The following is a 9,836-nucleotide window of genomic DNA, read 5'->3' as shown; positions in this document are numbered from 1 at the left end:
TAAGACTAGCAATTTTTCATTTTTTCAGACTGTCAACTTGACAGGGTACAGTACCCTTTCAACAACAATTAAATGAAACCCGTGAAATGTTGGCAAAAAACTATTTGCTTAATACAAACTTGTCAACCGATGAAATTGCATTTTTACTAGCTTATCAGGAAACGAATTCGTTTCAACGGGCATTTAATATATGGACTGGGCAAACCATTCATCAATTTCGACAGGATTGTCTTTCCTGATAAGTAATAAAAAACCAATTATTCTTTGTTGGCTAGTGGAGGGCGTTGCTGTGGATCTTCTGTGGGCCCTCAGTAACGGTTATTTGTTACTGTAAGAAGTACTGGTCTGGTCCCGGTCAAGGGGGAGAATTGAATTATATAAACGCTTAGGCAGCTAGTGCTCGATATTCGGCGGGTGCGCGGCTGCCTAATTTCGTTTGGGATCGTCTGTGATTATTGAAGTCGATATATTTCTTTATTGAGGTTATCAACTCTTCGTAAGGTTCAAATCTGTAATCGTAATAGGTTTCATCCTTATAGGGATTTCAGAAACTTTCCGTGGGGGCATTGTCAATGCACTTGCCATTCGAGACACGTGGAGAGTGTGTCCGTCCTGGAGAAAACTAACTAAACCGCGTCATGGCAGGTTTTATTAAAATTTTGAGTGTACCTAACTTGTGAAGAAACCTTTCGCAAAGGAGACTCCTTTTTTGATACCTTTTTTAAAAGAATGTTGAAATATCGGCGCTTGTGATCTTTAAGTCGATCGGTTTCTGCAGACAGATAATGTGCATTCTTCAGACAAATAGGGAAGTGGTAGGATGTTCTAGCTAATCAGCGGAAAGCCTTGGTAGACATAGGTTGGAGTAGGCGTAGAACGCTTTTTTCGTTCTATGATTCGTTGTATGATTAAGAAGAATCAATAATTGGGAGGGTCTATTCAATGAATAAAAAGCACATGCTTGTGTTAACTGCTGCAGGGTTAGCATTGATGTTAGCAGGATGTAGTCAACAAAGCTCATCGAATCATAGTAGCAATTCCTCAAGCCTACTGACTAGCAAGTCGAGTACCAAAATTAGTGCAGATAACTTAACACCGCAACAGATGGTTAGCCTGGTTACCACCTATGCTAGCAATAAGTATGGTCAGCAATGGTATCAAACTGCCAAGGATGCTAAAAAGAACGGTCTTCAGGTGGATCTTTATCCCGCATCCAACTATAAATTAGCGGATGATGGGCAAGGGGTTGCTTACAACGTTAAGGCGAGTGGTAAGTCATCTAACTTGGTTTATACTATTCAGGGCAATAGTGTTAATATCTACCAAGGAGCCAGTGCTAGCAAGAGTGGTAAAAAGCTCACCACCGTTAGCCGAGCAGACATGGTTAAAGACGTTAATAATCAGGGACAGGCTGATTTCGTTAATCAGCTAGCACAAAACGCCCAAGTCAATGATAAGCGTGGTAACGGTGCCACTAGTTCTCCAGACAGTCATTCCGCATCTGATACTTCTGGTAAATATGGTAATCAGGGTCCAGTGAACGTCCCAGATGAGATGCAGGGGACTTGGTACTCCGTTGATGATTACACCTCTGATGCTCCTTCCATTACTTTTGGTAAGAACACGATGCAATATCATGGCGGTGATAATACTACTAATGACGTTATCCATCTTTATAAACAAGATAGCTCATTTATGTATGATGAAGGTAATATGACCAATCAGGCGATTCAGGATGCCACCCAGAACTGGAGGCGAACCGACTTCTTTGATCATGATGGAATACACTGGCTTCATATGGAAGGTTGGTGTCAGAGTGCTGGTGCTGGTGTCGATTACGCAGTCCACACTGAAACCATTGATGGCCAGCAAGTCAAAGTATTAGTTGCGGCCAGTGGTGCTAGACCATGGACTGATAGCATCTATTACCAAACCCCAAGTCAAGCGCAGCAAAATAAGAACACCAAATTCGATGATTTACATTACCGCGACGATGAGGACGATTAACTAGCGTGCTTAAAATAGGTAATTTATAGATAAGGTGAGGTTTATTCGCTAATATATATTTTTATCGCCCTACTGGTGTCCAAATTTATTAAGGGAATCTTTTCATACGAGAAATTAGTGATATTGGAGCCTGTGGTTGGTGGGAATACGAAAAAATAATTTATCGTAAATGGGCGAGAATCCCTCCGCTTCAATAAGCCAGGGATGAATTCGTCTGGTCCCGGTCAAGGGGAAAAATTGAATTATGTAAACGCTTAGGTAGCCAGTGCTCGATATTCGGCGGGTGCACGGCTACCTAATTGCGTTTGGGATCGCTTATGGTTGTAGAAGTTGATGGATTCCTTTATTGAGGCTATCAATTCCTTGTAAGTTTCAAGACGAAATTGGGGCAGGAATCCCACTTGCAATTACTTCATCCGTGATGGCAATGTGGAAAGGATGGAAGCCGTCAAATTGACCGGATGCAAATACATAGCATATATACGGGAGAAAGCATCCAATTGTTTCGATAATTGCTTTAACAATGTTTTTTCGCGTTAAGCCAAAAGATTTAAATTTCTCTTTTCGAAGCATACAAACAATAGTACTTTCTAGCCCCGCTACGCCAAATTGTACTCCTGTCATCAGCAATAATCCCAATATCGATGTCCAACTTTTTTTGATTCATCGCAATTGCTCTCCTTTCCTTGGATTGGCGCACACCTTCACCATCTTTAAACGTGCACTCGCTAGAGCGTTGATCAATGGTGATTTTGCTTTTTGAATTGCAAATTGTTAAGATAAGAATTACCCAATTATGAAAGCGGTGACAATGATAAGGCGGGAAGGTGAATTGGTTTGATTTCAGAAGCACCACAGGCCAAGGCGGTTGTGATCCTGGTTCACGGGATGCAGGAGTATAGTGAGCGCTATGCGGACTTTTGTAAATATTTGAATAGCTGTGGTTATAGTACGCTTCGCTATGATCTGTTGGGACATGGGAAAGAATTACCCGCCGCCGAACGGGGCTACTTCGGCCAAAGTGGTTGGCAGAATCTGGTGCACCAACTTCACCAGTATGTTCAGCAGGCCCATGTGCGGTTTCCCGGGCAGCGGGTGATGTTGTTTGGTCATTCGATGGGGACGATTGTTATTCGTAGTTACTTGCAGCACTATCATGACTTTGACGGGATGATCTTGACCGGCGTCCCGTACTACAATCCATTATGGCGGGGCGGTAAATTGCTTAGCAAGATAGTGATTCAATGGAAAGGTCCTCGGCACATCAGCCCCCTTTTGACCAAGCTAACAATTGGCGGATTTAACCGAAAGATTAGCCATCCCCTCACTGATGTTGACTGGTTAAGTTATAATCGTTTGAATGTGCAAGCGTATATTCATGATGCGGCGTGTGGTCACCCGTTTACTAGCCAGGGTTATCACGATCTATATGAGGGCATGCGCGAACTAGGCAAGTTACGTCATTTTACTAGTCCACATCCGGTGCCTATCTTATTTCTGAATGGGGCGGATGATCCTTGCGCAGGAAATATGGCCCAGGTAAAGCAGACCGCGCATGTATTGCAAAACGCTGGCTATCACGACCTCACTTTCAAACGCTATCAGAACATGCGGCATGAGATTCTGTTTGAAGCGAATGCCATGGTAGTCAAGCAAGATATTGTTAACTGGCTTGACCAAAACTGTGCTCGCCAGCCACCACAGGGACAGTAACGGAGTGGCCCTAAGTTTAACCGCTTTGAGCTACTGGAGGGCCTTGGCCGGTACAAAAAAAGCCGCCCCAACTAGCCTCGTTGAGGGCGGTAAGTCTGAGCAACTGATTAGCGTCGCTGGCCCAATTCCCAAAAGGCCAGTGCTGAGGCCGCGGCGACGTTCAGGGAATCGACCCCTGCCGTCATCGGAATCTTAATTGTAAAGTCACTGTGATCGATCGTGGTTTCCTGTAGGCCCGGCCCCTCTGAACCGAGGATAATGGCTAATTTTTCGACTTGGTGTAACTGTGGATCGTCAATTTTAATGGTATTGTGACGTAGGGCCATGGCCGCCGTTTGAAAACCGGCCTGGTGCAGCAATTCAATTCCGGTGGTGTACCAAGTCTGGGCGTCTACGTAAGTCCACGGGATTTGAAAGACCGTCCCCATTGCCACCCGGGAGGCCCGCCGGTAGAAGGGATCCGCCGAATCACTGGTGACAATGATCCCATCAATGCCTAGTGCGGCCGCCGAGCGGAAAATGGCGCCGATGTTGGCGGGGTTAACCACGCTTTCCAAGACGGCGATCCGGGGCTGGGGGGTAGGCAGGGCCGCTAAGAAGGTGGTGAGGTCCGGCCGTTTAATCCGGTGCATCGCCGCTAAGGCCCCGCGCAAAAGGTTGTAGCCGGCCAAGTGCTGCAGGACTTCCCGCTTGGCAACGTAAATCGGGGTTTGGCCCAAGCCAGTCGTTTGATTGGCCGCCATTTCGCGGTCTAATTCGGCTAAATCACGAGCCAGGACCTTTTCTTCAACCAGCAGTGAAGCGGGACGATAGCCGGCGCGCAAGGCCCGTTCGATTACCTTAGGACTTTCGGCGATAAAAAGACCGGGGTGTGGTTCTAAGGCATGGAAGAGTTGTGCCTCGTTGAACTTAACGTAAGGCGCAAGTTCGGGGGCGGTGAGATCATTGAGAAAAATTAAGTTGTGCATTAGCTGTCTACCTTGCTTTAATTGTTAATGTGTCACATTGTAGCACATTTAAGAAGCTATTGTAGGGGGATCTTTCGGAGGCTACTTTCGTAATTATGTGGACAATTCAACCATACACGGTTTATTTACAATTGCGTCAAACCGTGATTTTTCACTGTGATGCAAGGAAGGTCATTAATTTAAGCGATAATGAAAATTTCAAGGCTGCTTACCAGTGGATGATTAAACTAATTGGCTTGGTATCCGAGCAAAAACTTTCAGCGTGTACTGTCCGGTGGTAACTAGCAAAGAAGAATGATAACAAGTAGTAGAAAATTTTGATAATTTGTCTTTCACTAAACACCAAAATCCTAAGGAGCAATCTTGACAACGGATTTTTGATATTACGCCACGTCATGATGGATTGGTACCGGTGAAATTGTACAGGGATGTTTTAAGCAGTTAAAATTGGAGCAAGTATGTAAGTTTGACGACTGAAAAAAAGGAAATTGGGTGCAGTCGCTTCCTTCTCTTAGTTAGTTTTGTGTTAATTATTTGGCGCTAAAGAGCGACGCAATGGAGGTATAAATGAAAGTATATATCCAAAGTAATTCTCATAATATCCCCCTTAGTATTAATTGTTATGCGGCGATGAGCGGCTTTCACCAAATGGGATTTGAAGTGGTACCATTTCAACAATTAACCGAAGTGTTGCCACACATGACGCAAGCTGATCTTGTGGTTGGAGGGCTTAGAAGTGTTCGTCAACGATTGAAATTCTTAAAAATTGATTGTAGCGAGCTCAATTACCCTAAGTCATTACGACAATACTTAGGCCGTCAAATTTGGTATTCACAAATTAATACCATTAACCATCATCCAGAAACTTGGCCGATATTTGTTAAGTCTGTTGAAGGAAAGCGAATTACGGGAAAAGTAATTCGAACACCAAAGGATTTGATTGGCTTAGGATCGAGTTATGAAAATCCAACGGTAATTTGTAGTGAAGTTGTTGATTTTGTGGCTGAATGGCGTGTTTATGTTCGTTATGGGCAAATTGAAGGTGTTCGACCATATACTGGTGATTGGCACTATCATTATGATCCGCAAGTTATTGAAGATTGTCTTCAGGATTATCAAGATCAACCAGCCAGCTATTCACTTGACTTTGGCATTACCAAAGATGGACAAACACTATTAATTGAAGTTAACGACGGCTACTCATTAGCAGCGTATGGTCTCAATGAAATCCGATATGCGAAGTTACTAGCTGCGAGGTGGGCTGAGTTAACCCGAACAATTGATGAATGTAAATTTTAAGTTTTTTACTTTGCGCTAATGAATAAAGTACGCCTCTGAACCGATTTTTTAGTTCAGAGGCGTATTTTTTATGGGACAAGCAAGCGCTGGTGGTAACGTTGCGCTGCCGCGGCTAATTGATCCGCCGTAATGTTTACGGTATCGGCAACAATAAATGGGGGTAAGACTTGCATGCCGACGTATTCCCCGGTCACGGTCAGCGGCAATAAAAATTCGGTGACCGTGTGCCCTTGGGGGCCGGTGGCTTGGTAATCGGTCAACTTTCCCCCCATTGTGGTGGCGATCAGCAATTCTTTCCCTTGTAAGGCCGTCCCACCCTCATAGGCCCAGCCGGCGGTCAGCACTTGGTCGAGCCATTTTTTCATCAACCCTGGGCCACTGTACCAGTACAGGGGAAATTGCCACACAATCCGGTCGGCTGCGCTCAAAGCCGCCTGTTCAGCGGCGACGTCAATAAGTTCAGTAGGGTACAGTTGATATAAATCGCGCACTTCAACCGGCGAATTGTGCACCAGGGCCGCATTCGCCCGCGAGTGGGCAAAGGCCGGGTGAAAGAGGAAAATTGTTGTTTTCATTTTGGCCATCCTTTCTGTGGCTGACGGTTTAATGCAGCGTGGCTAACCATTTGAGCAGTGCCTGGGCGATCGCGGTTTGTTGGGCATGATTGCTGATTGTCGCCGCTCGATCGCCCTTTTGTGGTCCGTAAGCGCCGAACCCGGCGTGGTTGCCCCCAGTAATGGTTTGCTTGGTCGTCTCACGCGGGAGATATTTCTGCGCCGTGCGGAACCGGGACCAGTTCAAGACGCCGTCCCGACTCCCCGTCAAGCTCAAGACTGGCAGACTGGTGTGATCAAGCCGGCCCTTTTGATCCGGGTAGGAAGCGAAGAAAAAGACGCCCTTTAGCGCCGCCGGATGATGTTGGTGGGCCCAACGAGCGGCCATCACCCCACCTAGGGAGTGGCCACCAATGACGTAGGCCTGGTGGGCCGGAACTAGGGCGCGGGCTTGCTTTGGTGCTAAGATCGCTAGATTCAGCGGGAAGCGAGCAATTTTAACGGTGTAACCAGCTTGGGCGACCTGGTGCGCCCACGGGGCGTAACTCGCTGGTTCGACCAGCGCGCCGGGATAAAAAATTACGGTTAACTGACGTTGCCCGTGGGCCGGAAAGATAATTTGATCACGTTTGACCGTTGCGCTTTGCAGGGCTTGGCGGGTGGCGGCCGTTGGTTGGTAGGTATGGTGCTTGAGCCAAAGCCCGCCCATTACCCCGCTAAGGCTTAAGAGCAGCAAAATGATGAGCAGGCCGCTTTTAATTCGGCGGGAATTATTTTTCTTCCGCATTTTTCACCTTAAAGTAGGCATCAACGTAGATTTTATAGGCAACTGCTTTAATGATATTACGCAACATCCGCTTATATTCGCCTTGTTCTGCACCCACGGTGGCCAGCCTTGCTTTAAGGCCGAAGACGTAGGCCAGAACGTTTTCCAATTCCTCGGCAAAGTAATCATACGCCGTGGCCGTAGCATAGCTGGCGCGTTGTATTTTTAATGCCACCTTCAAATCACTAAGCGGCATCACATTTTTGGCGACGGCAATAAAGAAGAGCTCAGCGAGCTGGTCGGCGCCATAGCGTTTTTTGACCGGGCGGCGGATCAACTGGTGTTTAACGTAGTTGCTGATCATCGAGCTGGTGATTTTCACGTCGCCCAAAATCGCCAGGTGCTCGTTAAGCAATTCGGTTGTTTGATCCAAGTAGAGTTCGACGGTTGGTAATTCTTGGTAACGAGGCAGGCGAAAGTGCCGTACTGCGTGTTGAATTTTTGCTTCTCTGTTCATGCTTTTTAAAACCTCACTAAGCTTAGTATAAATTAAAAGAACCGCTGCTACAAGGTCGAACCGCTTATCGGTTTTTCAAAAACCGTTGACAATGTTTTTGGAATACGATAAGCTGAGCATACAAAATGAGACGTTAGAAAGGAAATGTAGCAATGCGGAAAATTATTACGGATTCGGCGGCGAACCTGTTTGCCGACCAAATTAATGGCGTGCCCCACCAGAGTGTGGCCCTGTCCTTAACCAGCGGGGGGCAAAGCTTTGCCGACATCCCGGCCTTTGATCGGGCGGCGTTTGCGGCTTTTTCCGCGGGCAAGGCGATTAAGACGGCGTGCCCGAGTGCGGAACAGTACTTGGCAGCCTACGGGCAAGCGGATGAAGTGTTCGTCTTTACCATCTCGGCAGCGACGTCGGGCTCGTATAATGCGGCCCGCCTCGCTCAGATGATGGCCCAGGAAGTCCGCCCGGAACAAAAGATTGCCGTTTTCGATACGAAGGTGGCGGGGCCGGCCCAACGGATGGTAGCCCAAGAGGCTAGCGCGCTGATTCAAGCCGGTGCGAGCTTCGCTGAGATTGTGACGCAAATTACGGCAGCGATTGAGCACACCAGGGTCTTTTTTGCCCTTAAAGCGCTGAACAACTTGGCGAACAATGGGCGGGTCAATAAGGCGGCGGCCAAGTTGGCCCAAGCTTTGAAAATCAACGTGATTGGCTGGGCGGATGAAGCGGGGGAAGTGCAACCCCTGGCTAAGGCGCGGGGCGAAAAGGGAGCCCGCAAGGCGCTGTTACAGCTACTGGCCAAACATCATTTTGACGGCCAGCACCTGGTCATTGACCACGCTGATAATTTAGCCGGTGCGACGGCGCTGCAAGCTGCCGTCCAAGCTCAGTACCCAGCCTGCCAAGTAGAAATTGGGACTTGTAACGCCCTGTGCAGTTTTTATGCCGAACAGGGCGGTTTAATGATCGGAGCAAAAATGGAATCATAGGGATGAAAGTGGGAAATAACCTTCTCGGCAAGCCGGATGGATAAGCTAGGACGAAGGTTGGCGCGGTACGCGTCGTTCTTCGTTCGTACTTATCCATCCGGCTTGCGGTTATTTCCCACGTGATCTGTGTAATATTCGAAAAACCAACAGAGGTTGGGAGAATTGAGCGGTTCGCCTCGTTGGGGCGGCCGTTTTGCTATAATTAAAGTAAGTTTGCCGAAGAAAGGGAGGAAGAAGATGGATTATGCCCAAGTCAGCGCGGCCTTTGCGGCGGCCGCGGATGCGAAGCGGGCCCAAGGGATGGCCCATTACATGCGCGATCAGTTTGCCTTCTTTGGGTTGAGTGCGGCGCGGCGCCGGGAACTAGCCCGGCCGTGGTTGCGGGCGGCCAAACACGCCGAGCAGGTAGATTGGTCCTTTATTGACCAGTGTTGGGCAGCCCCCCAACGCGAACTGCAATACTTGGCCTGTGATTACTTGGTGCTCGTCACACCCCTGTTGACGCCGGCGGACTGGCCGCGGTTGGCCCATTTGATCTGTACCAAGTCCTGGTGGGATACGGTCGATATTTTGATCAAACCGGTGGGGGCCTTGGTGGCCCGTTTTCCGGAGTTGCGGCGCGCCGTGTTGGCCTGGTCGCGGGCCGATAATTTTTGGCTGCGCCGGGCAGCAATTGAGCACCAATTATTACGCAAGCAGGCCACGGATGAAGCGTTATTGGCCCAAATTATCGAAAATAATTTGGCGGTGCCGGAATTCTTTGTGCAAAAAGCGATTGGCTGGGCTTTGCGTGACTATGCCAAGACTAAGCCGGCGTGGGTAATGGCCTTTTTGCAAACGCACCAGGCCGCAATGTCTGCTCTTGCTGTACGCGAAGCTAGTAAGCACCTGCCGCCGGAATGGCGCCAAGCCTAAATTACTTTTTCTCTGCAGATTAAACCTTGGTTATAATTAAATGGTCGGCGCGACTTTTCGTGACCGGCCAGTTGTTTTTTCGGGGAAATTCTTGGCTTTTCCATGGTTTTC

At 47.9% G+C, this 9,836-nt stretch carries 11 protein-coding genes and 2 pseudogenes; 6 read left to right on the top strand and 7 right to left on the bottom strand.

The genetic code is table 11. The features are described 5' to 3' along the window. Window positions 1-65 precede the first annotated feature (65 nt). Window positions 66-239, top strand: a pseudogene (locus FC43_RS10740) (helix-turn-helix domain-containing protein); the annotation flags it as partial. Between the two features lie 146 nt (window positions 240-385). Here FC43_RS10740 and FC43_RS11565 read toward each other — a convergent pair. Next, window positions 386-526 (bottom strand): annotated as a pseudogene (locus FC43_RS11565) (IS3 family transposase); the annotation flags it as partial. Between the two features lie 416 nt (window positions 527-942). Between FC43_RS11565 and FC43_RS01620 the strand changes: the two are divergent. Continuing rightward, window positions 943-2,007 carry a hypothetical protein gene (locus FC43_RS01620; RefSeq protein WP_056953585.1) on the top strand — a complete coding sequence of 355 codons (1,065 nt, stop codon included), beginning with the start codon at window positions 943-945 and terminating at the stop codon, window positions 2,005-2,007. 254 nt (window positions 2,008-2,261) lie between these two features. Here the strand turns inward: FC43_RS01620 and FC43_RS11560 are convergent, their stop codons facing one another. Beyond that, the gene (locus FC43_RS11560; protein WP_420865123.1) at window positions 2,262-2,408 is read right to left on the bottom strand and encodes an IS3 family transposase; all 147 of its coding nucleotides are present in this window, start codon (window positions 2,406-2,408) and stop codon (window positions 2,262-2,264) included. Continuing rightward, the gene (locus FC43_RS11175; RefSeq protein WP_162258975.1) at window positions 2,380-2,631 is read right to left on the bottom strand and encodes a hypothetical protein; all 252 of its coding nucleotides are present in this window, start codon (window positions 2,629-2,631) and stop codon (window positions 2,380-2,382) included. Before FC43_RS11175 ends, FC43_RS11560 begins: the two co-directional genes overlap by 29 nt. A gap of 213 nt (window positions 2,632-2,844) precedes the next feature. Between FC43_RS11175 and FC43_RS01615 the strand changes: the two genes are divergently transcribed. After that, on the top strand, window positions 2,845-3,720 hold the full coding sequence (locus FC43_RS01615) for an alpha/beta fold hydrolase (protein WP_056953583.1): 876 nt from the start codon (window positions 2,845-2,847) through the stop codon (window positions 3,718-3,720). Window positions 3,721-3,827: 107 nt separating this feature from the next. Here the strand turns inward: FC43_RS01615 and FC43_RS01610 are convergent, their stop codons facing one another. Next, complete coding sequence (locus tag FC43_RS01610) at window positions 3,828-4,688, bottom strand: TrmH family RNA methyltransferase (protein WP_019205997.1); 861 nt, start codon at window positions 4,686-4,688, stop codon at window positions 3,828-3,830. A 567-nt stretch (window positions 4,689-5,255) separates the two neighbouring features. Between FC43_RS01610 and FC43_RS01600 the strand changes: the two genes are divergently transcribed. After that, complete coding sequence (locus tag FC43_RS01600; protein WP_056953581.1) at window positions 5,256-5,987, top strand: ATP-grasp domain-containing protein; 732 nt, start codon at window positions 5,256-5,258, stop codon at window positions 5,985-5,987. Window positions 5,988-6,055: 68 nt separating this feature from the next. Here FC43_RS01600 and FC43_RS01595 read toward each other — a convergent pair whose 3' ends face one another. Genes FC43_RS01595 through FC43_RS01585 form a run of 3 tightly spaced genes read right to left on the bottom strand, consistent with a single transcriptional unit; the run spans window position 6,056 to window position 7,824 of the window. Further along, entirely contained in the window at window positions 6,056-6,562 is a 507-nt protein-coding gene (locus FC43_RS01595) for an NAD(P)H-dependent oxidoreductase (RefSeq protein WP_019205995.1), read from the bottom strand. Window positions 6,563-6,590: 28 nt separating this feature from the next. Beyond that, entirely contained in the window at window positions 6,591-7,328 is a 738-nt protein-coding gene (locus tag FC43_RS01590; protein ID WP_019205994.1) for an alpha/beta hydrolase, read from the bottom strand. Further along, window positions 7,312-7,824 carry a DUF1836 domain-containing protein gene (locus tag FC43_RS01585; protein ID WP_056953580.1) on the bottom strand — a complete coding sequence of 171 codons (513 nt, stop codon included), beginning with the start codon at window positions 7,822-7,824 and terminating at the stop codon, window positions 7,312-7,314. Before FC43_RS01585 ends, FC43_RS01590 begins: the two co-directional genes overlap by 17 nt. 152 nt (window positions 7,825-7,976) lie before the next feature. Between FC43_RS01585 and FC43_RS01580 the strand changes: the two genes are divergently transcribed. Both FC43_RS01580 and FC43_RS01575 read left to right on the top strand, forming a co-directional pair. Continuing rightward, entirely contained in the window at window positions 7,977-8,810 is an 834-nt protein-coding gene (locus FC43_RS01580; protein ID WP_056953578.1) for a DegV family protein, read from the top strand. A 237-nt stretch (window positions 8,811-9,047) separates the two neighbouring features. Further along, window positions 9,048-9,725 (top strand): DNA alkylation repair protein, encoded by a 678-nt coding sequence (locus tag FC43_RS01575; protein ID WP_019205991.1) that lies wholly within the window; start codon window positions 9,048-9,050, stop codon window positions 9,723-9,725. Window positions 9,726-9,836: the final 111 nt, after the last annotated feature.

Source organism: Limosilactobacillus ingluviei DSM 15946 (genome assembly GCF_001435775.1).
Classification (GTDB): Bacteria; Bacillota; Bacilli; order Lactobacillales; family Lactobacillaceae; genus Limosilactobacillus; species Limosilactobacillus ingluviei.
The sequence above is the reverse complement of the archived record's forward strand: the minus strand, read 5'-3'. Positions and strand labels throughout refer to the sequence as shown.

Excerpts from the sequence above, each read along its gene's own strand:
- FC43_RS11175 (WP_162258975.1), bottom strand. The coding sequence starts at position 2,631 with ATGACAGGAGTACAATTTGGCGTAGCGGGGCTAGAAAGTACTATTGTT.
- FC43_RS01610 (WP_019205997.1), bottom strand. The coding sequence starts at position 4,688 with ATGCACAACTTAATTTTTCTCAATGATCTCACCGCCCCCGAACTTGCG.
- FC43_RS01575 (WP_019205991.1), top strand. The coding sequence starts at position 9,048 with ATGGATTATGCCCAAGTCAGCGCGGCCTTTGCGGCGGCCGCGGATGCG.
- FC43_RS01580 (WP_056953578.1), top strand. The coding sequence starts at position 7,977 with ATGCGGAAAATTATTACGGATTCGGCGGCGAACCTGTTTGCCGACCAA.
- FC43_RS01595 (WP_019205995.1), bottom strand. The coding sequence starts at position 6,562 with ATGAAAACAACAATTTTCCTCTTTCACCCGGCCTTTGCCCACTCGCGG.
- FC43_RS01585 (WP_056953580.1), bottom strand. The coding sequence starts at position 7,824 with ATGAACAGAGAAGCAAAAATTCAACACGCAGTACGGCACTTTCGCCTG.
- FC43_RS01620 (WP_056953585.1), top strand. The coding sequence starts at position 943 with ATGAATAAAAAGCACATGCTTGTGTTAACTGCTGCAGGGTTAGCATTG.
- FC43_RS01600 (WP_056953581.1), top strand. The coding sequence starts at position 5,256 with ATGAAAGTATATATCCAAAGTAATTCTCATAATATCCCCCTTAGTATT.
- FC43_RS01590 (WP_019205994.1), bottom strand. The coding sequence starts at position 7,328 with ATGCGGAAGAAAAATAATTCCCGCCGAATTAAAAGCGGCCTGCTCATC.